Origin of the sequence: Variovorax sp. OK605 (assembly GCF_900115445.1) — a bacterium.
Classification (GTDB): Bacteria; Pseudomonadota; Gammaproteobacteria; order Burkholderiales; family Burkholderiaceae_C; genus Variovorax.
This window is the reverse complement of the sequence record NZ_FOWL01000008.1, coordinates 212,295-236,889: the sequence shown is the minus strand read 5'-3', so window position 1 is coordinate 236,889 and position 24,595 is coordinate 212,295. Positions and strand designations below refer to the sequence as shown.

Below are 24,595 nucleotides of genomic sequence, written 5' to 3'. Positions count from 1 at the left end.
GTATTCATTTGTTTGCTATTAATTAAATAGCTGAACAGCCTTTACCATCGACGGGTTATCAACACGTTAAAAAGGTAAACAAAATGAGGGATTGGATCTATCAGCTCACGGGCAAGGCGTGGCTGGCATTGGTGGTGGGCATCGGCATCCTGGGGTGGGCTGGCTACGCGCAGTTCAAGGCCAGCGCCGACACGCATGGCACCGCCGTCGAAGACCTGGTGGCCAAGAGCGGCACGATCGTCGGCGGCAGCGAGATCACCGAGACCACCAAGCGCCGCCGCGGTGGCAGCACCACGCGCCACTACTTCGTGCTCGACGCCAAGGTGGCCGACGGCAGCACCGAGAAATGGCGCGTCGACTACGCAGTCGGCCGCAAGAAGCTCGAGCCGCTGATCGACGAAGCCGTCGAGGTGCGCGTCGATCCTTCGGACAACAACCTGGTCTACGAAGTCAAGCTCAAGGGCCAGCCGGTGGTGTCCCTGGCCGAGGTGCAGAAGATCATGGAGGTCAAGGACCAGGCCGCGGCCTCGAGCGCCACGGACAAGGGCACGCTGATCGTCGGCCTCGTCGCCCTGCTGCTGGGAATCGGCGGGCTGTTCCTGCGGCGCCGGATCCGCAATGGCTTCATTGCCGAAGAGGCCACGGCGGCGCAGACGCCGGTGATCGGCGAGAAGGTCTGAGCCTTCGGCACTGACGTGCGTGGCACACGTCACGCACGTCGCCATTCGCACAAAAAAAAAGCGCCCCGCAGGGCGCCTTTTTCGTGGCCGATTGGGCGATCGGCCCGCCGGCGTGCTTACTTGCGCAGCAGCGCCTTCAGCGCGTTCTGCAGGCGGCGTGCGCTCGCAGCGTCGTGCGCCGCGGCCAGCACCTTGCCTGCGTCCTGGCCCCAGGTCTGCGCCGGGGCCGGGTCGCCGCGCTTGGTCAGCAGCTTGAGCTGCAGTGCGCGGCGCGCGTCGAGTTGCTCGGCGGGCGTGGGCACTTCAGCGGCCATTTCGAGGCGCAGCAGCGCTTCGGCGGCATCGCCGGCAGCGGCCGACGGCGAGGTGCCGATGGCTTGCGACCAACCGGTGCGCACCGCGGGCGAGACCGCGCGGCCCAGCTCCTGCACGCTCGGCAGGCGGCTGGCGTCGCGCTGTTCCCAGGCGCCCAGCACCTGGGTCAGCGCTTCGCCGTGGGCCTGCGCCGCGAGCTTGCGCAGCTGCATGTCGGCGCGTTCGAGCGCTTCGCGCTGCGCGCGGAAAGCGGCATCGCCGAGACGCGGACCGCGGTCTTCGAAACGCGGGGGGCGGTCGCCAAACCGGCCGCCGGGACCGCCAGGGCCGCCAGGGCCGCTGCGATCGCCGCGTGCGTCGCCGCGGGGCGCGCCACGGTCATTGCGGTCTCCAGGGCGCCCCGGGCCGCCGGCGCCGGGACGGCCGCCATCGCGGCGGTCGCCGAACCGGCCACCAGCACCGCGGGCTGCGGGTGCCGGTTCGCCCTTCTTGCTGCTCGGGCGGTCGTCGCCGCGCATCGCCACCACAGGCTTGGGCGCGGGCTTCGGTGCGGCCACCGGGGCTTCGACCGCGGCGGCTTCGCCGGCGTCGTGCGCCTCGCCATCGGAGCGGGCCGACGCGTCGGCGCCATCGGCGGGCGCCACCAGGTCGGCGGGTGCCTCGGTTGCGGCAGCGGTGTGCGTGCCGGGCGATGCTTCCGCGTCGCTCGGGCTCGGTGCCTGCTCGGCGCTTTCGCCGAACTCGGCGGCAGCCTGGCCGGGCGCCTCGATCTCGGTCGCGCCGACGGCGGGGCCGTCGCTCGAGGCGGCGGGCTGTTCGGCCTTCGGTGCCGGTGCCGGGGCGGGCGGCGGTGCTTCACCGCGCAGCGCGCCTTCCAGGCGAGCCACGGCGGCACGGATCTTCTGTGCGTCGCCGGTGGCGTTGGCCGCGTCGAGCGCCTTGGAGGCGTCGAGCACGTAGCGGTCGTGCTCGCTCATGGCGGCCGATGCCTTTTCGCGCTCGGCGGTCTTGCGGTTGAAGGCTTCGTCGATGGGCGCGCGGAACGCGTCCCACAGCTTCTGTTCATGGCGGCGATCGAGCGGCACGCCTTGTGCCTCGGCCTGCCAGCGTTGCTGCAGCGCCTTGACGGCGTCGATGCGCAGCATGGGCTGGGCGCCGAGCTCGGCGGCTTCGGCAATCATGGCCTGGCGGCGTTCGACGCTGGCCTTCTGCGCCGTCTCGAACGGTGCGCGGGCGGCGCCGAAGGCTTCGTTCCAATGCGGCTGCAGTTCGGCGAACACCTTCTCGCCCACATGGCCGGCATCGCGCCAGCGGTCGGCGAACTGGTGCAGCGCACGGTTGTGCGCCTTCAGGTCGGTGGCGCCGGCGTGCTCTGCAGCCCAGGCCTTGACCTCTTCGATCAGCGCGACGCGGTGGGCGCGGTGCTCGGCGGCATCGGCGCGGACCTTCTCCAGCCAGGCCTCGACCACCTTGTGGGCTTCGTTGCAGGCTTCGTCGAAACGCTTCCAGAGCGCGTGGTTCGGCACGCCACCCTGGTCAGCCTGCTTCCACTGGTCGCGCAGGGCGCGCAGGGTTTCCTGCATCTTGCGGCCACCGAGGGCCTGGCCTTCGGGGCGCTTGAGCAGGCCTTCGGCCTTGGCGACGAGGTCTTCACGGACCTTGTCGGCGCTCCAGCGCTGCCAGCCTTCGAGTTCGCCGGCCGCCACCAGCGCGGCATGCACGCGGGCTTCGAGCGGGGCGTCGACCATCTTGCCGTGTTCCTTGAGCACGGCGCGCAGCGCGGCGGCGGCGCCGGCGCTGGCCTTGCCGTGGCCTTCGGCGGTTTCCTGCTCGAGCTTGGCGAGCGCGGCCTGCACGGCGTCCTGCGCGGCGGCGCGCACGGACGGGTCGACCTTGGGCGCGGCGGGACGCGCGGGTGCGGCGGCCTTGGGCGCCACGACCTCACCGCGCGCGGCGCGCAGCTCGTCGGCCCACACGGGCACGGGCGGCAGCGGCGCTGCGGCGTCGGCCGCGGCGGCCACGGCCTGGGCCAGAGCGCTGTGGAACGAGTCGGACACCACCAGCAGTTGCGACTTCGAGGCATCGAGCTGCGGCGCGAACTTGGCGTCGAGGCTGGTCCAGTTGGCGTCGGCGGTGATCTCGGCGGCCTGCTGCTGCCAATGGGTGACGTCGGCGCGCAGCGATTCCTCGGCGGCCTGGGCGTCCTGCCAGCCCTTGGTGGACAGCACTTCAAAGCGCTGTGCCAGCAGGACGGCGGCTTCGCGGTGCACCTGCGCGCGGTGCTGCAGGTCTTCGATGCCCTTCACGCGCTCGGCCAGCCTGGCCTTCAGGCCGGCCAGCGGTTCGCGCGAGAGCGGCGCGCCGGCCTTGGCGGCGTCGCGCTGCCAGGCCAGTGCATCGGCGATGTTGAGTTTGGACTGGCCCAGCAGCGCTTCGGCCTTTTGCGCCCATTCGGCGGCAATGGCCTCCTGGCCCTTGGCGCGCTTGAGTTCGTCGAGCTTTTCGCGCAGCAGGCGCGCGGCGCCCTTGTCGCGACCGCTCAGCTCCTTGAAGACCTCCTGCATCTGTTCGGGCGCGGGGTTGCCCGCGAGCCAGTCGCGGATGCGCGCGGCGCGCTCCCCGGAGGTCGGCGCGGTGAAGGCGCCGCCGGTGAGCGTGTCGAGGGCCTGAAGGTCGTGTGGCTTGGAAGAAGTAGAGGTCACTGCGCGAAATCGTTGTCTTGGTAGAGAAAGCGAAGGCGCCGGCAAAGGCCGGCGCACATCGACATTTTCACCCACTTGCGGCCGACCGCTGAAATCCGGCCCTAAACGGTGGCGGATGCGGGCGGCGGATGCGGGAAACGCAAGCTGGGGAAATGGATGAACTACATATATAGCAAGCTGAAGAAAAAAACCAAGCCCCCCGAAAGTTCCATACGGGGATTGCCGGGCTGCGGGGGTCGGCTGCGCCGCGAAAGGCCGGCCTTATTTCATCGTGAGGCTCAGCTCCGCGCCCGGCTTCCAGTCGGCGCCGCTGGCGTTGGTGCGAACCGCGCCCAGGAACAGGCGCTCGCTCGGCAGTTTCTTGGCGAGCAGGTAGTCGCGCACCGCGGCGCCGCGCTCGACCGCCAGCTGGCGCATCGATTCCTCGTCGACCGGCACGCTGGCGAACAGCAGGTTCTCCATGTCCTTGAGCGGCAGGTCTTTCGCCAGGCCGACCATGTTGCGCGGCTTGGTGATGTCGGCGCGCTTGTAGACGGCGGTCAGCAGGTCGGGGTATTCGGCGTCGGTGACCGGGGGCACATCGGTGCCGGTCTGGCCGCCGCGCACCGCCACGCGGCGCTTTTCGGCGTACGTCAACTGACGCACGCGCTGGCGCTGGTAGGCGTCGCGCTCCTTCTCGAGGTTGGAGGTGCCGATCACCGTCATCTGCAGCGTGGGCCGGTCCGTGAGCGCCTTGGCGACCTTGTCCAGGCTTTCCTTGGCGCTGGCACTCAGCTCGGAGCCGCCGGGCTCGAAGGTGATGGCGCTCGACTCGCCGCTGCCGCCGCCGAGCCCGCCGGTCAGCAGGCTGAACGGCGCGGTCACGGCCTTCACGATCAGGTTGACCACGGCCTTCCAGATCAGCGGGCCGACGCTGAACTGCGGGTCGTTGAGCGAGCCGCTGAGCGGCAGGTCGACGTCGATCACGCCGTTGCGGTCGGCCAGCAGCGCCACGGCCAGCTTCACCGGCAGGCTGGCGGGCGCACCGGCCACCTCTTCGCCGAATTGCAGCTGGTTGAGCACCAGCTTGTTGGTGGCCGTGAGCTGCCCGTCGGGCGCCACCTTGTAGTTGACGTCCATGCTCATCTTGCCGCGCTCGATGCCGTGGCCGGCATAGCGCACCGCGTACGGCGACAGCGGCGCCAGGTCGAGGTCGCGCATCTTGGCGGTGATGTCGAGCTCGAGCGGCTTGGCCAGCGGGTTGAGCTTGCCGGTGATTTCCAGCGCCGCGGTCTGCTGCGCCTTGCCGCGCAGCTCGAGGTCGGCCAGCGCCGGCCGGCCGCCCTCGCCCTTCGGCGGGTTCGACGAGAAGGAACTCAGCTTGCCGGTCAGCTCGCTGAGGTCGGCCGAGTAGTTCGGCTTGACGAACAGGTCGGTGAAGTCGATCTTGCCGTTGACCAGGCTCATCGGGCCGAAGTTGATGACCGGTGCGGGCCCGGTGTCCGCGCTCGCCTGCGCCGTGGCTGCGGGCGCGGCCGCTGGCTTGGCCGGCTCGGGCGTGCCGCCGACCATGGCCTCGGCCGACACGGGTGCGCCGCCCGTCGTCCGGGCGGGCGCGCCGCGGGTCGTGGTGGTGGTGCCGCCCGGGCCCTTGCGGGTGCTGGCTTCGCCGGCGGTTGCCGTTGCCGCCGCGGCGGCGTTGGCTTCCGCCTCGCCCTTCTTGGTGAGGCTCAGCAGGTTGAGGCGGCCCGTGGGGTCGACGATCACGCGGGCGAAGAAGTCGGTCAGCGTGGTTTCGCGCACGTCCACGTTCGGCGGCGCATTCGGCGCCATGCTGACCTGCAGGCCGCGCAGGCTCAGCGTCTTCCAGCTCAGCAGCTGGTTGGTGTTGCGGTCGAAGCCGGGCGACTGGGTCAGCGAGACGCTGTTGGCGCGGAAGTCGTCGAGCGCGGTGTCGCCGGCCAGCTTGATGCTCATGCCCGCCGGCGAGGTCGCGTAGCGCACCGTGCCGCGGTAGCTCGCGAAGGCGCGGCGGATGTCGACGTTGAGCGCATCGGCGTAGTACGCCTTGAAGGCGTGCGCCGGGAACGACGCCACTTCGAGCCGGCCCTCGGCCGCAAGCGGCTTGAGCACGATGTTGCCCTTGTAGTCGAAGCGGCCCGGGTCGGAACGCCCGGAGCCGATGCGCCCGGACACTTCGAGCGGCGACGTGGTGTTGGTCTCGGGCGCGAGCTTCTGGGCGTGCAGCTTGAAGGCGGTGACTTCGACGGTCACCGGCGTGGCGCCGGCCTTGTCCGCATACGAGAGTGCCCCGTTGTCGACGGCCAGCGTGCCGATGGTCAGCGCCCACGGCTTGGTGTTGGCGCCGGGCTGCGGCGTTTCGGCGGCGGCGGGTTTGGGCGCGGCGACCTTGGCATCGGCCTCCTTGGTGCCGCCGCCGGCCGGCGTCTTGAGCCAGCGCTCGAACATCCAGCGCTTCTCGTTGTCGCGCTCCACGCGCACCTTGGGGTTGGTCGCGGTGAACGAGGCGATGTTCAGCGTGTGCCGGGTCATGTCGACCTCGGCATCGACCAGCTCGAAGCGGCCGACACTGGCAAGCGCCGTCTTGGCCTGGGTCAGCGCGAGCCCGTCGGCGGCCAGGCGGCGCGCCTTGAACTTCAGCTCGGGCTGCGCCCAGGCGATGTCGATCTGGCCGCTGAGCTTGCCGTCCAGCGTGGGCTCCAGGCTCTGCGCCAGGTACGGCGCGGCCAGCGACAGCGGCAGGCCGTCGACTTCGGTCTGCACGTCGGCCACCTTGTCGGTGGCGCTGCCCTTGAACTTGAGCGACGCGCCGGCCAGGGCCGTGCTGCCGCTGAACTGGGCCGGCTTGTCCATCGGCCAGGTGACGGCCGTGACGTCGATGCCGAGCTCGGTCAGGGCGACCGCCGCGGCCGGGCTGACGGTTTCGTCACGCCAGCCGATGCGCCCGCCGCTCAGCGCGACCTTGTCGACCTGCACCTTCAGCACCGGTTTTTCGGCCGGCTTGCCGGCCGGCGCGCTGGCGGCGGCCGCTGGCAGCGGCGCCGCTTTTTCGGTCGCGCCCGTGGCCGGGTCGGTCGCCAGCAGGTTGAGCTGGCCGGCGGCATCGCGCGCCACCGCCAGTTGCGGATTGACCAGCGCCACTTCGCTCAAATGGAACACCGATTCAAGCGGGCGCACATCGGCCACCGCGACCTTGAGCGACTCGAAGGCCAGCAGGTCGCGGCCGCGCGCATCGGCCACCTTGGTGCCGTGCGCCTCGACCGTGCCTGTGATCTTCAGGCCGTCGGTGGCGCCGTGCTCGAAGCCGATCTTCAGGTCGGCGTCCAGGCTGCCGGCCTGCACGCGCACCGGCACGCTGCCCGGGATGTAGCCGAGGTACGGCACCAGGTCGAGCCCCTTGAACTGCACGTGCGCGTCGGTCTTGCGGCTTTCGGCGAAAGGCGTGGTGAAGGCGGCCGAGTCGAACTGGCTGCCGTTGAGCACGAACGCGAGCTTGGGCTCGGTGTTGATGTCGCGCTTGGAGTCGAGGTTGCTCAGGAACGGCACCTTCAGCACGAAGTTGCGCAGCTCGTGCTTGCGCTTGACGGTCTGGTCGTCGAACTCGACCGAGCCACCGTTGATCGCGATGTTGTAGATGGCAAAGCGCGCGGGCTTGGCGTTCGGGTCGGGCGGCGGGCCGGCCGAGAGCTTGGCCAGGATGTCGTCGATATCGTATTTGCCGTCTGCCAGGTGCGTGAGCAGGATGGCCGGCGCGTCGATGGTGACCGCGTCGATCACCGGTGCGAGGCGAAAGATCGACTGCAGTTCGGCGTCTGCGTAGATCCGGCCGATGGCCACCTGCGGCTTGCTGCCGTCGGCGGTGGCGATGCGCAGGTCGTTCAGCGTGAGCTCGAGCGTCCAGGGCTTGAAATCGATCTTGCCGACGGTGACTTGCCGGCCCAGTTTCTCACTGGCGATCTTCTGGAGCTGGCTCTTGGCGATCGGGGGCACCGCCAGCCAGGCGATGACCCAGAACGCCAGCAGAACCAGCAACGCGACGATCCCACGCCGCACCCATTTGTTTTGTTTGATCGAAGCGAAGTCCATCGCGGGAGTGTGCCGCAAAGAGGTGCGCAATCCCACCCGCTCCCAAGGCCCCGGAAATCTCATCGGGCCCAGAAGCAAGAAAGCCCGGCAACACGACGGACCGTCAGGTTGCCGGGCTTGATGGCGGGCATAAGACCCATGCCATCGATTCGCGCGACAGGAAGTCGATGGTTCCCACCGTGCTGGCAGCAAGAGATTGCCACCGTGGATCCTCGGACGCTGAGCCCTTGACTTGCACCTCGGACTGCCGGACCTCGGAAAAACGCCTGAAACCTCAAGCCCGTTCAGATTAGGCGGCGCACCCTCGGATTGCAAACGCGTTTTACAAAGGGATTTCCCGTAAGCAGAAACGCCTCGAAACCGTCACGTTTTTAAGCATTCATTAGCATAAAGAATCAATTCATTATGCTTGACCGAGTATTAGCCCACGCTAGAATCCGCCCTGCTCTGACCGCCCGACGCGGCAGAGCCTCCCTGAATCCGCTGCCGAATCCCAACCGGCTTGATCAGGTCACCGCGCTCCCAACCCCCTTCACTCCATGCGCGGAGCCTGATTCGTACCAATCCAAGCGCCGCTGCCTTCATCCCATCGCCTTCATGGCGCTGCGAGCCGGGTGCCGCACAGAAAGGAAGAGCGATGAACAAGGCGTTCGATGCCACAGCCCGAGGGCTAAGGACCTTCGTGTCCGACGTGGCAGACGGCTTTTTTGAAATCACCCACAACGGGTTTGCACTGGTCGGCCTGGCCATCGTGTTCGCGGCACTCGCCCTCGTGGCCCGCCCGGACCTGCGCAAGACCGGCGAGGAGCAACTGATGGGCTGGCTGCAGTCGCGCAAGCCTGCGCCTGAAGCCACCGACCTGGAGCCGACCGCCATCGAGCGCACCACGGCCGCGAGCCCCGCCGACCTGCCCAAGCAGCAGGCCGCCGTGGCGTACTGGCTGAGCAAGAAGTACCGCGTGGCCGCCGAGCCGCTGAGCGTGCTGGTGGCCGAGGCCTATGGCATCGGCAAGCGCACGAAGATCGATCCGACGCTGATCCTCGCCATCATGGCCGTGGAATCCAGTTTCAACCCGTTCGCCCAGAGCCATGTCGGCGCGCAGGGCCTCATGCAGGTCATGACCCGCGTGCACGGCGACAAGTACGAAAGCGCGGGCGGCACGCTCACCGCCTTCGACCCGGTGACCAACATGCGCGTGGGCGTCAAGGTGCTGCAGGAATGCATCGCCCGCGCCGGCTCGCTCGAAGGCGGCCTTCGCTACTACGTCGGCGCGGCCAACCTCGAGGACGACGGCGGCTACGCTGGCAAGGTGATGGCCGAGCACGAGCGCCTGCAGCAAGTGGCCAACGGCCGCGCACCGTCCACGACGGTCACGCCGCCGGGCGTGCGCGCCCAGCCGCTGCCCGTGGTGGCCCCGGCCAAGCCTGAAGAAGGCAGCGAGCCGGCCAAGGTCGCCCTGCTTTCCTCCGTCTCCTGAACGCCCCGGGCGAGGACGCCCCCGGCGGGTGTGAGCTACACTCCGCATGTACGCGACTGGCGATAGGCGCAGCACCCGCTAACGGTGCCCCGCGCTGACGTGGAATACCACTGGGAAGCGTGCCGCCTGACCACAACAGGCGTTCAGCCGTTCGCCTGGGCAGCCCTTGTTTGGTTGAAGAACAAGGACCTCGTCTTCAAAGGACTGCCATGTACCAACGCAACAACCTGGTCGAACAGACCGATCCCGAAATCTGGGCTGCGATTCAAGCCGAAAACGCACGCCAGGAACACCACATCGAGCTGATCGCCAGCGAGAACTACGCCTCGCCGGCCGTCATGGCCGCACAGGGCTCGCAGCTCACCAACAAGTACGCCGAAGGCTACCCGGGCAAGCGCTACTACGGCGGCTGCGAGCACGTCGACGTGGCCGAGCAACTGGCCATCGACCGCATCAAGCAGATCTTCGGTGCCGACGCCGCCAACGTGCAGCCGCATTGCGGCGCCTCGGCGAACGAAGCCGTGATGCTGGCATTCCTCAAGCCCGGCGACACCATCATGGGCATGAGCCTGGCCGAAGGCGGCCACCTGACCCACGGCATGCCGCTGAACATGAGCGGCAAGTGGTTCAACGTCGTGAGCTACGGCCTGGACGCCAACGAAGCCATCGACTACGACGCCATGGAACGCAAGGCGCATGAACACATGCCCAAGCTGATCATCGCGGGCGCCTCGGCCTACTCGCTGCGCATCGACTTCGAGCGCTTCGCCAAGGTGGCCAAGGACGTCGGCGCGATCTTCATGGTCGACATCGCCCACTACGCCGGCCTCGTGGCCGCGGGCGTGTACCCCAACCCCGTGCCCTTCGCCGACGTGGTCACCTCGACCACCCACAAGAGCCTGCGCGGGCCGCGCGGCGGCATCATCCTGATGAAGTCGCAGCACGAGAAGGCGATCAACAGCGCCATCTTCCCCGGCCTGCAAGGCGGCCCGCTGATGCACGTGATCGCCGCCAAGGCCGTCGCGTTCAAGGAAGCCATGGCGCCCGAGTTCAAGACCTACCAGCAACAGGTGGTCAAGAACGCCCAGATCGTGGCCGACACGCTCACCCAGCGCGGCCTGCGCATCGTGAGCGGACGCACCGAAAGCCACGTGATGCTGGTCGACCTGCGTTCGAAGGGCATCACCGGCAAGGAAGCCGAAGCCGTGCTGGGCAGCGCCCACATGACGATCAACAAGAACGCGATCCCCAACGACCCCGAAAAGCCGATGGTCACCAGCGGCGTGCGCATCGGCACCCCCGCCATGACCACGCGCGGCTTCAAGGACGAAGAGGCCCGCATCACCGCGAACCTGATCGCCGACGTGCTCGAGAACCCGCGCGACGCGGCGAACATCGACGCGGTGCGCGCCAAGGTCCACGCCCTGACGAGCCGCTTCCCTGTCTACCGCTGATCGCCCGGAAAAGCTGGCCGCATGAAGTGCCCTTTTTGCGGTCATCTTGAAACGCAGGTCGTGGAGACCCGCGTTTCGGAAGACGCCGACTTCGTTCGCAGGCGCCGCCAGTGCGGTGCCTGCGACAAGCGCTTCACCACCTACGAGCGGCCCGACGTCAACTTTCCCGTGGTCGTGAAGAAGGACGGCAGCCGCGCCGACTTCGACTCGACCAAGGTGCGCGCCTCGATGATGCTGGCGCTGCGCAAGCGCCCTGTGAGCATCGAGCAGATCGACAACGCCCTGCTGCGCATCGAGCAGAAGCTGCTGGCCAGCGGGCTGCGCGAAATAGAGTCGACCAAGGTCGGCGAACTGGTGATGCGCGAACTCAAGAAGCTCGACAAGGTCGCCTACGTGCGCTTTGCCTCGGTGTACCGCAGCTTCGAGGACGTGGACGAGTTCAGGCAGTTGCTGCGCGACATCTGACGGCTCAGCCGTCCTGGTTTTTCCTGCCGCCGCTGCCGCACGCTCCCGTGCCGCAGTCGCCGCGCTGGTCCGGGTTGCAGACCCTGGCCCGCCCCGATGCCGATACCACGATCGATGCCCTGCGGCCCGTTTCGGCCTTCAGCGTGAGGCATCCTGCCCCGAAGCCGGCGCTCGTGGCCCGGCGCGAGAAACCGTTGCTGTCGTAGCGTACGCCTTGCGCGAACCCGTCGCCGAGCGATGCGTCGACGCTGATGCCGTCCGGCAGCGCCTCGAAGCGGCGCAATGCTTCCCTGTTCTCCGATTTGTCCGATTTCTCGGAGCTCTCCGATTCAGCCTGCGCGGCGACCACGGCCCACCCACCGAGCCAGCTGCGGCCCACGAGCGCAGTGACGCTGACGCTTTGCGAGCGCCGGATGGCCTCCATGCGCGCGAGACTCAAGGCGGCGTTGAAGGCCTGCGCGGCGGCAGAGAGCCGCTGGTTGATCAGCAGGTCCCTGAAAGCCGGCGTGCCGACAGTGGCCAGCACCGCCACGATGGCCACGACCACCATCAGCTCCAGCAGTGTGAAGCCTTCGACGCGCGCACCTTCTCGCGTCTTCATTGCCAGCACCTCACGCGCTGGGCGCCATCGCAGCCCCGCCCGCCCGTGCTGTCGATCCAGAGCGCACCACCCTGCGGATCGGCAAAGCCCGGCTTCGGGCTCGCCGTGAGCCGGATGCAGCTGTCGATGTTGCTGCGCCCTTCGCAGTTGCCGCTGGCGATCGCGTACTTTCCTTCGGCCCCGCCTTCCCCCGAATCCCCGGCGTAGCGCCGATAGCGGCCGACCTGCGTGTAGTGCCGCTCCTGGTGCTGCATCTGCTGCATCAGCGCAGTGCGGGCTTCGCTGCGCCAGCCCTTGCGCACCATCTCCAGGTACGACGGATAGGAAATGGCCGCCAGGATGGCGACGATCGCCACGACCATCATCACTTCGACCAGGGTGAAGCCGCACGCTCGCCTGCTGCCGGTTCTCATGGTTTCGCTCCCCGGTAGTCCACGACCTGCCGCCAGTTCATGCGCCCCGCGCGCTGCGTGACTTTTCCGCCCCCGGCAGGCTGCGCGGTCGACAGCGCGCCCTTGCCTCCCCCACCTCGCCCGCCTCCCCCGCCTCCCCGATTGATGACCGCCAACCGACGCGTTTCCAGCCGGCGGCCGAGCGAATCGGTCGCGCTGTAGCCGCTGTCGCCCAGCTGCACCACCTGCGGCGCGCCCGGCATGCCCGCCTCCGACGGCACGCAGGTGCCCCCTTTCGACAGCCCGGTCATGGCGTTCAGCGCGCAGCTCCGCCCGCCTCCCTCGCCGCATGCGCTCGCGGGCGGAATGAGCGTGTTGAAGAACAGGAGCCCCCCATGCAGTGCCGGGTCGGCGATGACGCGCTCGCCCTTGTCGCGCGACGCCGGCAGGTCGAGGTACCAGCCGCGGCGGCCGGACGTCTTGCCGTCGAAAGCACCGAGCCCGAATGCATCGCCGGTGATCGCGAGCAGCGAAGACCCATCGACGGCGGCGGCCCGCCGCGGCTGGAGTTGCGCGCGCGCGGCATGCGCCGGAATCGGCGCACCGCTGTCATACACCCCGTAGACCGTCTGGACGCCATGGTTCGCGCGCCCAAGATCTTCGGGGCTCATGAACTTGCCGGTGCCGAACAGCACGACCGCGCCGCCGTGGGGTCCGATGCCGACCTCCGGCCGCACGGTGATCGGCTGGCGCCGGTCGCGTTCGCTCGAGGCGACCATCAGGGGCTTCGCCTTGAACGGCAAGGCGTTGCTTTCCCGCCAGGGCGCGCCGGCGGTGAAATCGAACTTCCAGAGGTTGCCTTGCGTGTCGCCCGCGTACAGGAAGCGGGTGGCGCCGCCAGCGCCCGCATAGTCGCCCGGCACGCCGAGTGCGTTGACCAGGGTGTTGTCCGCCGGAAGCGGCAGCACGATCTTGTGGTAGTTCACATCGCGCTGCCACGGCGCATTCGAAGGCTTGTCGAGCGAGAGCAGAAACAATGCGGCCCGCTTCTCCGGATTGGCGTTGTTGAAGCCCGAGGGCACCACGGCAAACCACCGGTACCTGGCCGCCTCCGAGCGCGTCGCGGCGACCGTGCGGAATTTCAGGATGCGTGGCGCTTGTGTCTGGTGGCCCATGTCGGCGTCGTCCGCGCCGGTGAACTCCCACATCACCTGCTCCTTGGAAAAGGCCGCGGGGTCGGTCACGTCGAGCGCGAAGACACCGGTGGCACCGCCCCCCGTGCCCGAGACCAGCACGCTGCGCTGCGCGCCGCCCGCCGGCTGAACGTCGACGACCGTCGCGGATCCATCGGCAAGGCTGCCGTATGCATGGTACGGCGAGGTGTAGCCCGCCAGCTTCGAGAACAAAGCACGCGGCACATAGGCGAAGAGCTCGTCACCGGTGCGTGCCGAGAACGCGTGGAGCATGCCGTCGTTGGCGCCGACGTACACCGTGGGCGCACGGCCCTGCCGCTCCTCGGTGACGAACGGCATCGAATGGGCCACGCGCCCCATGACCGAATCGCGCACACGGAACACGCCGCCGGCGACGGATTCCTCCTTGCGCCGGTCGCCTCGCAGGTAGGCCAGCCGATCGGCGCCCAGCGCGTCCGATGCGGCGGGCTCCACGTGCGGGGTTGCGCCCAGATGCCCCCTGAGAACCTCGTCGAGCGCGCTCCATTCGAATGGAATGCCTGCACCGGCGGAAGACAGCGTGAAGATCCTGCGCTTCGACGGATCGCGCGCGGCCACGGCCGGCTCGGCCATCGCGCTGCCGGTCAGCAAGGCGCCAGCGTCCCAGTCGGGCCGATCGGCACGGCGCACGCTGCCGGTGGCCTCGTCATAGCTCAACGCATGCGACAGCAACGAGCCCGCGCCACGCTGCCCGGTCGACCGGGACACATACTGGCTGGCGCCCGCCTTCGCGATGCCGACCGACGAGACCGCGCCGTTGACCGCTTCGTCGTCCGCAGGTGCGACCACCTGCCGTAGCACCCTTCGCACCGCCGCCGCCATCTGCCGGGGCTCACCGGCGAGAACGTACGTCCTTGGCTGCGGTTGGCCGTCGGCGTCGATGCCTTCCGCCCACTCGGCATGGCTTTTCACGTCCGGCCGCCCGATGCCGCCGGAGGTCTTGAAGGGATTGCCGTCGCCGTTGATGTCGACGAAGCCACCGTATTTCGCCGCGAGGTGGCGCCCGATGCCGCGCGGCCCCATGTCGATGGCGAAGGTCCGCACGCGCACGTCGGGGTGGTCGCTGCGGATCTTCCGGGTGTTGGCTCCGTAGGCGAGCCCCGCCATGCCCGACACGCGCGCCGGGGAAGACGACGACTCCTTCTCGAACGCGTCCACGGCACGGGTCCCGCTGTCGTCGCCGATGCTGTCGGTGCGCGCTTGCACGTCCCCGACCGTGACGACATGGTTCTTCTGGCATCCGACCGCCACCGGGTCCGCCAGCGCCAGGTCCGCCGAGTCCAAGACACCTCGCCCAGGCCTGAGGCCTTGCAGGTAGCGCAGCGACGCCTCGTACAGCTCGCCGACGGCATCGGGCGCGCCGTAGACACCCCCCCGGCCGATGCGGTGTATTGCGTCGATGACGCCTTTCTGCCCGGACGCCGCGGTCTTGAAGACGCCGGTCTGCGGGTCCCATTCGGCCTGCGCGTTGCCGACCTTGTCGAAGGTCGCGTCGGTCTTCAGGGGACCGGCATGCTTCATCGGTGCGAGCAGCGCATCGCCCGGAAGACGGCCGAAGACCGAAAAGCGCAGCCGCTCCGCATTCAGCTGCGCCGCGCCGACCGGCTTGCGATGGCCGCTCGGGTACTTGAAGCACAGCGACCCGCGCGCCGCCGCCTCGCCCGGTGTGCAGACGGCCACACGCGCCAGGTAGGTGCCATGCGTCGCGTCGGTGCCCGGCTCGGCGCACGAGCCTTTGGCCGAGGGGCCGACGAAGATCTTTTCGCCGCAGTTGTTGAAGTGAAGAACATCGCTCACCGGCAAGGGCGTGAGCAGGTCCAGCCGGCCCGTCAGGACCTTGTCGGGAAAGTGAACGCCTCGATAGAAGTGCGCCGGCAGTTCCGCGCGCCGCAGCACGGTTCGACCGGGCTCGTCGATCACGCGATCGCCGCCGGTCAACGCCATGCGCACGCCGTCGATGCCCGAGCTTGCAACCCAGTTCAGCAGGTTACCGCTCCACTGGCGGCTGCAGACGATTTCGCCGCCGGCGCTCTTTTTAGCGGCGGACTCGCGCTTGAAATACCCGTCTGCGCTCGCGTAGCTGTAGCAGCCCATCGGGTCCCAGAGTCCGGCATGGCTCACCGCGGCGTCGAACTCGGCGCGATGCGCCGCGCCGGCATGCGACTCGTCGAGCGCCAGGTTGAAAACCACATTGGGATCGACGCGAGATGCGACCGAGGCCAGCGGCTCGTCCGGCAGCACTGCATCGGGTGGCGTCGCCGCATGGGCGGTGATGGCCTGGCAGACGGCCAAGGTCATCGCGATCGCCACGATCGCCAGGCACAGGGTTCGATTGCAGCGCATCGCTTCGCTCCTCATGAAAGGCAACCCGGACTGGGCGCCGGTTTGGACAAGGTGGTCTGCAGGACCACCTGCGTTTCCTCGCGCATGCCGTAGCCGATGGCGGTCACGCGAAAGAGGTAGTGCGCGCCGTCGGCGCTCGCGTTCTGCAACAGGTCGGGCTGCCAGTTGCCATGGCTGCGCAGGGCTTCCACGATGTAGCGCGGCGCCCGGGCTGGAAGCGCGCCGGCGCGCGAACCGGTTGCCGCGTCGCCGCTGAGGTAGACCTGCCCGGTGAAGGCGCCGTAGGCGACCGACTTGCCGGCATCGGCCGAGAAGTCCGCGGTCATCCAGGCCGGCTCGGCACCCGGCTCGCCCGGCGCGCAAAGCCCCTGGCGATCGCCACCGCCGGCGCACCCTGCGGCAAAGGCCGAGATGTCCCGGCTGCTGAACAGGCACAGGCGCTGCCGCGCGCTGTCGTTCGGTCCGAGCACGTCGCTTTCGGCATCGAGCAACGCCGCCTCGGCGGCCTGGAACGCCACCTCGGTGTCGCGGTCGTTGCGCGCGCTGCGCTCGCTCACGAGCGAGGTCTGCGCCGCGCCAAGCGCCAGCACCGTGACGACGAGCAGCATCAGCAGCACGACGATCAGCGAGAACCCGCGCGGCGGGCGGTGCACGGAGCGGCTCATGGCACAGGGCCCGCCACGGCATTGCGCAACATCACGGTGAAGGTGGCCACGCGCCGCAGCCGGCCATCGGCCGGCGGCTTGAAGCCGGCGCCAACAAATGTGGAGCCCAGCGGATAGAGGGCTTCGTCCGACAGGCGGGGCCACGCGCCGGGCCGGTCGCTGCGCGCCACCATGCCGATGCGCAGCCCGACCACCTTGCGCCATTCGGCCGCGACCTTGTCGGCCGACGGTGCGCCTGCCTCCAGTTGCGCCGCGTCGAGCCAGCGCTCGGGCACGCCGTCGCCATCGCCGTCGTGGCCGAAGACGACGTTGAACACCTCGATGCCGCGCGCCAGCGGCTCGGCCTTGAAGCTGCCGTCTTTCTCGCTGCGGTACTTGCAATACAGCTCCGGCTCGCCGTCCGCGGCCTTGGCGATGTAGAAGAAGCTCCATGCGCGGTCGGCCGACGCCTGCGTGCCGGGCATGGGGCCGGCCTGCGGGAAGCCCATGCAGTCGACCATGGTGCCGTCGGGCTCGGTGGCATCGCCGCCGGCGCGGCTGCGGCCGAAGAAGCGCACGAGCAGCGAGTCGCTGCCGTTCACGCCGCGGCTGTTGTTCGTGCCGTGGCTCTCGTCCGTCGCGCCGACACGCGTGTTGCGTGCGCCGACGATGTGCAGTTCGGAGGGGTCGTCGGACGGCGCGCCAGCACCCGGCAACGCGACCTCCCCATCGGCGCCGGTGTGGTCCGGCGTGTAATCGGCATAGCCGGCCTGCCGCACGATGCCCTTGACGACGAAGCCGGCGAACCGCAGCGTGTCTTCCACGGCCTGCGCCTCGGCGTCGGCCGTGAAGAGCTGCTTGCTGCCGACGAACCCGGCGGTGGCGAAGAGCACCACGAGCAGCGCGAGCGCCATCGCGATGAGCAGTTCGACCAGCGTCATGCCGCGCTGGCGCGGCCACCCTGCCCGCTCAGGAACCGGGCCGGCCGTCATGGGAATGTCCTGGCACCAGTTGCATCACCAGGCGCGGCGGCGGGTTCGGCTTGCCGGCACCCTCGTTGCCGCGCGGCATCCATCCGAGCTTCACGACCACGCTGTGGCCGGTCTGGCTGCAGGCCCAGGTGTAGGCACCCTCCGCCTCGCTCCAGGGCGTCTCGTCGAAACACACGCTGACGCGCGCATCGGGCAAGGCCGCGGCGATGCGCTGCTTCCATTCGCGCATGTCCCACGCCGCGAGCTGCGCCGCGTCGCAGGCTGCGCTCGAGGCGCCGCACGACGGGCCTGCACTACCCGGCGACGCGCCTTCGGTCCATCGCTCGACCAGGTAGGCATTCGCCGGGTCGTTGCGCGCCGCGATGCCCTTGTTCATGCGCGCCTTTTCCGACAGGTCGCGAACGAGGTTGACTGCCGCCGTGAACGTGGCGGCCTCGTTGCTCGTGCGGGCCGAGGCCAGCAGCAGGCTCACGGCGCCGAGCAAGCCCACGCTCAGCACCACGACGGAAACGAGTACCTCCACGAGCGAAAAGCCCGCGCTGAAATGCTTCATTGAAGCCATAGGCCGATGTCCTCCCTGCGCGTGTGCAACTCGGGTTGCCTCTTTGTTCGCGCCATCGAAAGCCGAGCGTAAGTCGGCCCCGGTGGAGGCACGCGCACCGTTCATCCGCGCCCGAATGCCGCTCGTATGATCCAGCGACACCGCTGCCAACTTCTTCCGCCGAACCCGACATGCCCTCTCAAGAACAAGACGCCCTGCACATCGCCACCGCGCTGCGGCTGGCCACGTCGGCGCTGCTGCTGACCGATCCGAACCCGCGCGTGGGCTGCGTGCTGTGCGATGCCGAAGGCCGTGTGCTGGGCCAGGGCCACACGCAGAAGGCCGGCGGGCCGCATGCCGAGGTGATGGCGCTGCGCGACGCGGCGGCGCAAGGAAATTCGGTCGAGGGCGCGACGGCGTACGTCACGCTCGAACCCTGCTCTCACCATGGGCGCACCGGCCCCTGCTGCGACGCGCTGATCGCGGCCGGCGTGCGCCGCGTCGTCGCCTCGCTGGCCGACCCGAACCCGCTGGTCGCCGGACAGGGCTTCGACCGGCTGCGCGCGGCCGGCGTGCAGGTCGAGGTGGGCCCCGGCGCGGCCGAATCGCGCGAGCTCAACATCGGCTTCTTCAGCCGCATGGTCCGCAAGCAGCCCTGGGTGCGCATGAAGGTGGCGGCTTCGCTCGACGGCAAGACCGGCCTCGAGAACGGCGTGAGCCAGTGGATCACCGCCGAAGCCGCCCGCACCGACGGCCACGCCTGGCGGGCGCGGGCCAGCGCGGTGCTCACGGGCGTGGGCACGGTGATCGAAGACAACCCGCGCCTGGACGTGCGCCTGGTCGAGACGCCACGCCAACCGCACCTGGTGGTGGTCGACAGCCGGCTGCAGACGCCGCCCGACGCTCACATATTCATAGCAGGCCGCCCGGTCTGGATCTACGCGGCCAGCCGCGACGAGGAAAAAGCCGCGGCGCTCGAAGCGCGTGGCGCCACCGTCACCTGCCTGCCCAACGCCGACGGCAAGGTCGACCTGCCCGCCCTGCTGCGGGACCTGGCGGCGCGCGGGGTCAACGAACTGCACGTCGAATCGGGCCACAAGCTCAACGGCTCGATGCTGCGCGAAGGCTGTGTCGACGAGTTGCTGGTGTACCTGGCGCCCAAGCTGATCGGCAGAGGGCTCGACATTGCCAGCCACCTCCACGCGGGCGGCCCGCTGACCTCGCTGGCGGGCGCGCTGCCCCTGGAATTCAAGTCCGTGGACATGCTGGGCCCCGACCTGCGGGTGCTGGCCCGGGTCGCCGGAAAGGACGCCTTCTAAGGGTCCGAACCACGGCGGCCGTCGCCGGGCCGGTTCAAGGCGCGCCGCGCCTTCCCCTCGGGGCGGCGAATTACATGGCGCAAAGCGCCCATGAAAAGCCGGAGGGCTCGCGATGTCTGCGAAAATGCGCGGATGTTCACCGGAATCATCACCGGCGTGGGGCGCATCGCCGCCATCCACGACCTCGGCACCTCATCCTCCTACGGCAAAAGACTCAGCATCGAGGCGCCTTCGGGTTACCTCGACGACGTCGGGCTTGGCGACAGCATCGCGCTCAACGGCGCCTGCATGACCGTCACCACCCTCGTCCCCGAGCGACAGCAGTTCACCATCGACATTTCCGCCGAGTCCCTCGACAAGACGGCCGGCCTGACCGACGAGGGCGGCCGCATCAACCTCGAGAAGGCCCTGCGCGCGAGCGACCGCCTGGGCGGGCACATCGTGTCGGGCCACGTGGACGGCATCGGCACCGTGAGCTTCTTCGAGCCGGTCGGCGAAAGCTGGGAACTGCGCGTGGTCGCGCCCCAGGCGCTGGCCCGCTTCCTGGCCTACAAGGGCTCGATCACCATCAACGGCGTGAGCCTCACCGTCAACACGGTGAAAGACATTGCCGACGGCGCCGAGATCAGCATCAACCTGATCCCGCACACCGTCGAAAACACCTCGCTCGGCACCCTGAAGGCCGGCGCGCAGGTCAACCTCGAAATCGATACCGTGGCGCGCTACGTGGAGCGCATGCTTCAGGCGGGCGTGCTGGTGCCCCCCTCTTCCACGTATTCCAAGGACACAGCCGAATGAACGCCTCCGTCACGCCGATCGGCGCCTCCCGCGCCGCGCGCGCCCCCGCCCCGATCTCCCCGGTCGAGGAGATCGTGGCCGAGCTCGCCGCCGGCCGCATGGTGATCCTGGTCGACGAGGAAGACCGCGAGAACGAAGGCGACATCGTCATCGCCGCCGACCACATCACGCCCGAAGCCATCAACTTCATGGCGCGCCATGCCCGTGGCCTGATCTGCCTGACGCTGTCGCGCGAGATGTGCGAACGGTTGCAGCTGCCGCCGATGGTCCAGCGCAACGGCGCCAAGCACTCGACCGCGTTCACCGTGTCGATCGAAGCCGCCGAAGGCGTGACCACCGGCATCTCGGCCGCCGACCGCGCACGCACCGTGCAGGCCGCCGTGGCACCCGACGCCGTGGCCGCCGACCTGGTGCAGCCCGGCCACATCTTCCCGCTGCAGGCGGTGGACGGCGGCGTGCTCATGCGCGCCGGCCACACCGAAGCCGGTTGCGACCTGGCCGCCATGGCCGGCTGCTCGCCCGCCTCGGTGATCTGCGAGGTGATGAACGAAGACGGCACCATGGCCCGCCTGCCCGACCTGCAGATCTTCGCGGCCGAGCACGACCTGAAGATCGGCACCATCGCCGCCCTCATCGAGCACCGCAGCCGCGTCGAATCGCTGGTCGAGAAGGTCGGCTGCCGCGAGATCCAGACCAACTGGGGCACCTTCACCGCCCACGCCTTCCTCGACAAGCCCAGCCGCGGCGTGCACCTTGCGCTGGTGCGCGGCACCTGGGCGCCCGAAGACACGGTGTCGGTGCGCGTGCACGAGCCGCTGTCGGTGCTCGACGCGCTCGAGATCAACCGCTCGCTGCACTCGTGGAGCCTGGACGCCAGCCTCTCGCACATCGCGAACGAGGGCAAGGGCGTGGCCGTGCTGCTGAACTGCGGCGAAACCGCCGGCGAGCTGCTCGCGCAGTTCGACGGCACCGCGCGCCCCGCGCAAGCCCCCGAGCGCGGCCGCATGGACCTGCGCAGCTACGGCATCGGCGCGCAGATCCTGCGCGAGTGCGGCGTGCACAAGATGAACCTGCTGGGCACGCCGCGTCGCATGCCGAGCATGGCAGCGGGCTACGGCCTCGAGATCGCCGGCTACCTCACGAAAGACTGAACGACCATGCAAGGTGCAAACAAGGGCGAAACGACGCCGATCCACGGGAAGGGCCTGCGCATCGGCATCGTGCAGGCGCGCTTCAACGCCGACATCACCGACGCGCTCGCCAACGCCTGCCTCGCAGAGCTCGAAGCCCTGGGCGTGGCCGCCAACGACATCCATCACCTGAAGGTGCCCGGCGCGCTCGAAGTGCCGGTGGCGCTGCAGGCGCTCGCCGAACGCGGCGGCTACCACGCGCTGGTGGCGCTGGGCTGCATCATCCGCGGCGAGACCTACCACTTCGAACTGGTGGCCAACGAATCGGGCGCGAGCGTGAGCCGCATCGCGCTGGACTACAAGCTGCCCATCGCCAACGCGATCATCACCACCGAAAACCTCGAGCAAGCCGTTGCCCGTCAGACCGACAAGGGCCGCGACGCGGCCCGCGTGGCTGTCGAGATGGCGCAACTGCTGGCCACCCTTTCATGACCGAAGACACCTCCAAGCCCACCAAGTCCGCAGCCGGCAAGCCGCGCCAGTCGCGCGTCGGGCTCACCAGCACCGGTGCGCGCAAGGCTTCGGCCAAGTCGAACCGCAGCCGCGCGCGCGAGTTCGCGCTGCAGGCGCTCTACCAGCACCTGGTGGGCCGCAACGACCCGACCGACATCGACCACTTCACGCGCGACCTCGCCGGCTTCCACAAGGCCGACGCGCTGCACTACGACGCGCTGCTGCACGGCGCGATCGAAGGCGCGGAGCAGCTCGACGCGCTGATCCGCCCGCTGCTCGACCGCAAGTTCGAAGAAATCTCGCCCATCGAGCACGCGGTGATGTGGATCGGCGTGTACGAATTCCAGAACTGCCTGGACGTGCCGTGGCGCGTGGTGCTCAACGAGTGCATCGAGCTGGCCAAGGAATTCGGCGGCACCGACGGCCACAAGTATGTGAACGCGGTGCTCAACGGTTTGGCGCCGCAATTGCGCCCGCTCGAGGTGGAGGCCGATCGCGCTTCCGGCAAGGCCAAGGCATGAGGATCTCGACGCGCGCACAGCGCATCGAGCCCTTCTATGTGATGGAGGTGGCGAAGGCCGCGGGCGCCCTGGCGCGCGAGGTGGCCCACACCGACCGGCCGATGATCTTCCTGAACATCGGCGAGCCCGACTTCACCGCCCCGCCGCTGGTGCAGGAAGCCGCCGCCCGCGCCGTGCGCGCCGGCGCCACGCAGTACACGCAGGCCACCGGGCTTGACCACCTGCGCGAACGCATCAGCGGCTGGTACCGCCAGCGCTTCAACGTCGACGTGCCGGCCCGCCGCATCGTCGTCACGGCCGGCGCCTCGGCCGCGCTGCAGCTGGCCTGCCTCGCGCTGATCGAGTCGGGCGACGAAATCCTCATGCCCGACCCGAGCTATCCGTGCAACCGCCACTTCGTGAGCGCGGCGGACGGCAAGGCGGTGCTGGTGCCGACCACGGCCGAGGAACGCTTCCAGCTCACGGCCGACAAGGTCGAGGCCGCCTGGAGCGACAAGACGCGCGGCGTGCTGCTGGCCTCGCCCTCGAACCCGACCGGCACCTCGATCGCGCCAGACGAGCTGCGCCGCATCCACGAGGTGGTGTCCAAGCGCGGCGGCATCACGCTGATCGACGAGATCTACCTGGGCCTGTCGTACGACGATGCCTTCGCGCAGACGGCGCTGGCCATCGACGACAACGTCATCAGCATCAACAGCTTCAGCAAGTACTTCAACATGACCGGCTGGCGCCTGGGCTGGCTGGTGGTGCCCGAGGCGCTGGTGCCGGTGGTCGAGCGCCTGGCGCAGAACCTCTTCATCTGCGCGAGCACCGTGTCGCAGTACGCGGCGCTGGCCTGCTTCGAGGACGAGAGCATCGCCGAGTACGAACGCCGCCGCGCCGAGTTCAAGGCGCGCCGCGACTGGTTCATTCCGCAGCTCGACGCGCTCGGCCTCAGGGTGCCGGTGATGCCCGACGGCGCCTTCTATGCCTGGGCCGACTGCACCTCGTTCGCCGAGAAGCTCGGCATCTCGGGCAGCTGGGACTTCGCCTTCGAGACCATGAAGCGCGCCCACGTGGCCGTCACGCCGGGCCGCGATTTCGGCACGGCCGAGACCGCGAAGTTCGTGCGCTTCTCCACCGCCAGCTCGATGGCGCACCTGCAGGAAGCCATCGAACGCCTGCGTGCGATGGCCGCGATGGCGGGCACCAGGGCGCAATGAGCTACGCGTTCCCGATCCGCGTCTACTGGGAAGACACCGACGCCGGCGGCATCGTGTTCTACGCCAACTACCTGAAGTTCATGGAGCGCGGCCGCACCGAATGGCTGCGCTCCCTGGGCGTCGAGCAGCGCAAGCTGCGCGAGGAAACGGGCGGCCAGTTCGTGGTGAGCGAAACGAAGCTCAAATACCATCGGCCCTCGCGGCTGGACGACGAACTGCTGGTTACCGCCGATCTTCAACAAATGGGCACCGCGTCGTTGATAATCGGTCAGCGAGTGCTATCAAAAACAGAGCAAGAGCGTACAGGGGCCTCGGCACCTGTCTTGCTGTGCGAAGGCACGATCCGCATCGGCTGGGTGGACGCCGCCACGTTGCGTCCCGCACGCATACCGAAACAAGTCACGGGAACCCTCGAGCGCTACAGCGGCTCCATGACTCAACCTATCAAGCCATGAACCAAGATCTTTCCATCATCAATCTCCTGCTCCACGCGAGCTTCGTGGTGCAACTGGTCGTGCTGCTGCTCGTGATCGTCTCGATCGCCAGCTGGGCAGCCATCATTCGCAAGTACTTCGCGCTGCGGCGCATGCGCGCGCTGAACGACGACTTCGAGCGCGAGTTCTGGTCGGGCACCAGCCTGAACGAACTGTTCGCCTCGGCCGCGCAGAACGCCAAGTTCGCCGGCCCCATGGAGCGCATCTTCGCCTCGGGCATGCGCGAATATCAAAAGCTGCGCGAGCGCCACGTCACCGACGCGCCCACGCTGCTCGACGGCGCCCGCCGCGCCATGCGCGCGAGCTTCCAGCGCGAGCTGGACGCGGCCGAGCAGAACCTCTCGTTCCTGGCCACCGTGGGCTCGGTCTCCCCGTACGTCGGCCTGTTCGGCACGGTCTGGGGGATCATGCATGCCTTCACCGGCCTGGCCGCCCTCACGCAAGTGACGCTGGCCACCGTGGCCCCCGGCATCGCCGAGGCACTGGTGGCCACGGCCATCGGCCTGTTCGCCGCCATTCCGGCGGTGGTCGGCTACAACCGCTTCGCCCGCGAGATCGACAAGATCGCCATTGCCCTGGAGACCTACATCGAGGAGTTCTCCAACATCCTGCAGCGCAACCTCTCGGCCAACCCGAACGCCGGCGGCGCCGCAACGTCGGTGGCTCCGGCCAACCGCTGAGCGGAGGCTTCACA

20 protein-coding genes and 1 riboswitch are annotated in these 24,595 nt (G+C 68.8%); of the genes, 12 read left to right on the top strand and 8 right to left on the bottom strand.

The window, feature by feature from the left end:
• The first annotated feature begins 83 nt into the window (after positions 1 to 83).
• Complete coding sequence (locus tag BM013_RS21910; RefSeq protein WP_093129755.1) at positions 84 to 680, top strand: LPXTG cell wall anchor domain-containing protein; 597 nt, start codon at positions 84 to 86, stop codon at positions 678 to 680.
• 116 nt (positions 681 to 796) lie between these two features.
• On the opposite strand, the gene BM013_RS21905 is transcribed toward BM013_RS21910, so the two are convergent.
• Together BM013_RS21905 and BM013_RS21900 are read right to left on the bottom strand one after the other, a co-directional pair.
• Positions 797 to 3,697, bottom strand: coding sequence for a DUF349 domain-containing protein (locus BM013_RS21905; protein ID WP_093129754.1), 2,901 nt, complete (start codon positions 3,695 to 3,697; stop codon positions 797 to 799).
• A gap of 261 nt (positions 3,698 to 3,958) precedes the next feature.
• On the bottom strand, positions 3,959 to 7,783 hold the full coding sequence (locus BM013_RS21900) for a DUF748 domain-containing protein (protein ID WP_093129753.1): 3,825 nt from the start codon (positions 7,781 to 7,783) through the stop codon (positions 3,959 to 3,961).
• Between the two features lie 637 nt (positions 7,784 to 8,420).
• Here BM013_RS21900 and BM013_RS21895 point away from each other — a divergent pair.
• The 3 genes from BM013_RS21895 (at position 8,421) to nrdR (ending at position 11,179) form a co-directional block, all read left to right on the top strand.
• Complete coding sequence (locus tag BM013_RS21895; protein ID WP_093129752.1) at positions 8,421 to 9,260, top strand: lytic transglycosylase domain-containing protein; 840 nt, start codon at positions 8,421 to 8,423, stop codon at positions 9,258 to 9,260.
• A gap of 42 nt (positions 9,261 to 9,302) precedes the next feature.
• A riboswitch (ZMP/ZTP riboswitch) is annotated at positions 9,303 to 9,428 on the top strand.
• A 41-nt stretch (positions 9,429 to 9,469) separates the two neighbouring features.
• Positions 9,470 to 10,714 carry a serine hydroxymethyltransferase gene (gene glyA, locus BM013_RS21890; protein ID WP_093129751.1) on the top strand — a complete coding sequence of 415 codons (1,245 nt, stop codon included), beginning with the start codon at positions 9,470 to 9,472 and terminating at the stop codon, positions 10,712 to 10,714.
• A gap of 21 nt (positions 10,715 to 10,735) precedes the next feature.
• Positions 10,736 to 11,179 carry a transcriptional regulator NrdR gene (gene nrdR / locus BM013_RS21885; RefSeq protein ID WP_057594475.1) on the top strand — a complete coding sequence of 148 codons (444 nt, stop codon included), beginning with the start codon at positions 10,736 to 10,738 and terminating at the stop codon, positions 11,177 to 11,179.
• A 4-nt stretch (positions 11,180 to 11,183) separates the two neighbouring features.
• Here the strand turns inward: nrdR and BM013_RS21880 are convergent, their stop codons facing one another.
• Genes BM013_RS21880 through pilV form a run of 6 tightly spaced genes read right to left on the bottom strand, consistent with a single transcriptional unit; the run spans position 11,184 to position 17,936 of the window.
• Entirely contained in the window at positions 11,184 to 11,780 is a 597-nt protein-coding gene (locus BM013_RS21880; protein WP_093129954.1) for a GspH/FimT family pseudopilin, read from the bottom strand.
• Complete coding sequence (locus BM013_RS21875; RefSeq protein WP_093129953.1) at positions 11,777 to 12,193, bottom strand: type IV pilin protein; 417 nt, start codon at positions 12,191 to 12,193, stop codon at positions 11,777 to 11,779. The genes BM013_RS21880 and BM013_RS21875 overlap by 4 nt, the downstream gene beginning before the upstream one ends.
• Positions 12,190 to 15,747 (bottom strand): pilus assembly protein, encoded by a 3,558-nt coding sequence (locus tag BM013_RS21870; RefSeq protein WP_177225536.1) that lies wholly within the window; start codon positions 15,745 to 15,747, stop codon positions 12,190 to 12,192. The genes BM013_RS21875 and BM013_RS21870 overlap by 4 nt, the downstream gene beginning before the upstream one ends.
• A gap of 11 nt (positions 15,748 to 15,758) precedes the next feature.
• Positions 15,759 to 16,412 (bottom strand): pilus assembly PilX family protein, encoded by a 654-nt coding sequence (locus BM013_RS21865; protein ID WP_093129749.1) that lies wholly within the window; start codon positions 16,410 to 16,412, stop codon positions 15,759 to 15,761.
• Positions 16,409 to 17,383 (bottom strand): PilW family protein, encoded by a 975-nt coding sequence (locus BM013_RS21860; RefSeq protein WP_093129952.1) that lies wholly within the window; start codon positions 17,381 to 17,383, stop codon positions 16,409 to 16,411. Before BM013_RS21860 ends, BM013_RS21865 begins: the two co-directional genes overlap by 4 nt.
• Positions 17,361 to 17,936 (bottom strand): type IV pilus modification protein PilV, encoded by a 576-nt coding sequence (gene pilV / locus BM013_RS21855; RefSeq protein ID WP_218153679.1) that lies wholly within the window; start codon positions 17,934 to 17,936, stop codon positions 17,361 to 17,363. Before pilV ends, BM013_RS21860 begins: the two co-directional genes overlap by 23 nt.
• Positions 17,937 to 18,115: 179 nt before the next feature.
• On the opposite strand from pilV, the gene ribD reads away from it, so the two are divergent.
• The 8 genes from ribD to tolQ all read left to right on the top strand — a co-directional run bounded on the left by ribD (position 18,116) and on the right by tolQ (position 24,581).
• Positions 18,116 to 19,243 carry a bifunctional diaminohydroxyphosphoribosylaminopyrimidine deaminase/5-amino-6-(5-phosphoribosylamino)uracil reductase RibD gene (gene ribD / locus BM013_RS21850; protein WP_093129747.1) on the top strand — a complete coding sequence of 376 codons (1,128 nt, stop codon included), beginning with the start codon at positions 18,116 to 18,118 and terminating at the stop codon, positions 19,241 to 19,243.
• Between the two features lie 132 nt (positions 19,244 to 19,375).
• Positions 19,376 to 20,041, top strand: a complete 666-nt coding sequence (locus tag BM013_RS21845) for a riboflavin synthase (RefSeq protein WP_093129746.1) — start codon at positions 19,376 to 19,378, stop codon at positions 20,039 to 20,041.
• On the top strand, positions 20,038 to 21,192 hold the full coding sequence (gene ribBA / locus BM013_RS21840; protein ID WP_093129745.1) for a bifunctional 3,4-dihydroxy-2-butanone-4-phosphate synthase/GTP cyclohydrolase II: 1,155 nt from the start codon (positions 20,038 to 20,040) through the stop codon (positions 21,190 to 21,192). The genes BM013_RS21845 and ribBA overlap by 4 nt, the downstream gene beginning before the upstream one ends.
• Positions 21,193 to 21,198: 6 nt before the next feature.
• Positions 21,199 to 21,663, top strand: a complete 465-nt coding sequence (gene ribH, locus BM013_RS21835; protein WP_093129744.1) for a 6,7-dimethyl-8-ribityllumazine synthase — start codon at positions 21,199 to 21,201, stop codon at positions 21,661 to 21,663.
• Complete coding sequence (gene nusB / locus BM013_RS21830; protein WP_093129743.1) at positions 21,660 to 22,205, top strand: transcription antitermination factor NusB; 546 nt, start codon at positions 21,660 to 21,662, stop codon at positions 22,203 to 22,205. The genes ribH and nusB overlap by 4 nt, the downstream gene beginning before the upstream one ends.
• Entirely contained in the window at positions 22,202 to 23,407 is a 1,206-nt protein-coding gene (locus BM013_RS21825) for a pyridoxal phosphate-dependent aminotransferase (protein WP_093129742.1), read from the top strand. Before nusB ends, BM013_RS21825 begins: the two co-directional genes overlap by 4 nt.
• Positions 23,404 to 23,862, top strand: coding sequence for a tol-pal system-associated acyl-CoA thioesterase (ybgC, locus tag BM013_RS21820; protein ID WP_093129741.1), 459 nt, complete (start codon positions 23,404 to 23,406; stop codon positions 23,860 to 23,862). Before BM013_RS21825 ends, ybgC begins: the two co-directional genes overlap by 4 nt.
• Positions 23,859 to 24,581: a protein TolQ gene (gene tolQ / locus BM013_RS21815; protein ID WP_093129740.1), complete on the top strand. Its 723-nt coding sequence runs from the start codon at positions 23,859 to 23,861 to the stop codon at positions 24,579 to 24,581. The genes ybgC and tolQ overlap by 4 nt, the downstream gene beginning before the upstream one ends.
• The last annotated feature ends 14 nt before the right edge of the window (positions 24,582 to 24,595 follow it).

Bases quoted from the DNA above. Each gene is read 5' to 3' on its own strand.
- BM013_RS21910 (WP_093129755.1), top strand. From the start codon at position 84: ATGAGGGATTGGATCTATCAGCTCACGGGCAAGGCGTGGCTGGCATTG.
- BM013_RS21900 (WP_093129753.1), bottom strand. From the start codon at position 7,783: ATGGACTTCGCTTCGATCAAACAAAACAAATGGGTGCGGCGTGGGATC.
- BM013_RS21895 (WP_093129752.1), top strand. From the start codon at position 8,421: ATGAACAAGGCGTTCGATGCCACAGCCCGAGGGCTAAGGACCTTCGTG.
- glyA (WP_093129751.1), top strand. From the start codon at position 9,470: ATGTACCAACGCAACAACCTGGTCGAACAGACCGATCCCGAAATCTGG.
- nrdR (WP_057594475.1), top strand. From the start codon at position 10,736: ATGAAGTGCCCTTTTTGCGGTCATCTTGAAACGCAGGTCGTGGAGACC.
- BM013_RS21880 (WP_093129954.1), bottom strand. From the start codon at position 11,780: ATGAAGACGCGAGAAGGTGCGCGCGTCGAAGGCTTCACACTGCTGGAG.
- BM013_RS21875 (WP_093129953.1), bottom strand. From the start codon at position 12,193: ATGAGAACCGGCAGCAGGCGAGCGTGCGGCTTCACCCTGGTCGAAGTG.
- BM013_RS21870 (WP_177225536.1), bottom strand. From the start codon at position 15,747: ATGCGCTGCAATCGAACCCTGTGCCTGGCGATCGTGGCGATCGCGATG.
- BM013_RS21865 (WP_093129749.1), bottom strand. From the start codon at position 16,412: ATGAGCCGCTCCGTGCACCGCCCGCCGCGCGGGTTCTCGCTGATCGTC.
- BM013_RS21860 (WP_093129952.1), bottom strand. From the start codon at position 17,383: ATGACGGCCGGCCCGGTTCCTGAGCGGGCAGGGTGGCCGCGCCAGCGC.
- pilV (WP_218153679.1), bottom strand. From the start codon at position 17,936: ATGAAGCATTTCAGCGCGGGCTTTTCGCTCGTGGAGGTACTCGTTTCC.
- ribD (WP_093129747.1), top strand. From the start codon at position 18,116: ATGCCCTCTCAAGAACAAGACGCCCTGCACATCGCCACCGCGCTGCGG.
- BM013_RS21845 (WP_093129746.1), top strand. From the start codon at position 19,376: ATGTTCACCGGAATCATCACCGGCGTGGGGCGCATCGCCGCCATCCAC.
- ribBA (WP_093129745.1), top strand. From the start codon at position 20,038: ATGAACGCCTCCGTCACGCCGATCGGCGCCTCCCGCGCCGCGCGCGCC.
- ribH (WP_093129744.1), top strand. From the start codon at position 21,199: ATGCAAGGTGCAAACAAGGGCGAAACGACGCCGATCCACGGGAAGGGC.
- nusB (WP_093129743.1), top strand. From the start codon at position 21,660: ATGACCGAAGACACCTCCAAGCCCACCAAGTCCGCAGCCGGCAAGCCG.
- BM013_RS21825 (WP_093129742.1), top strand. From the start codon at position 22,202: ATGAGGATCTCGACGCGCGCACAGCGCATCGAGCCCTTCTATGTGATG.
- ybgC (WP_093129741.1), top strand. From the start codon at position 23,404: ATGAGCTACGCGTTCCCGATCCGCGTCTACTGGGAAGACACCGACGCC.
- tolQ (WP_093129740.1), top strand. From the start codon at position 23,859: ATGAACCAAGATCTTTCCATCATCAATCTCCTGCTCCACGCGAGCTTC.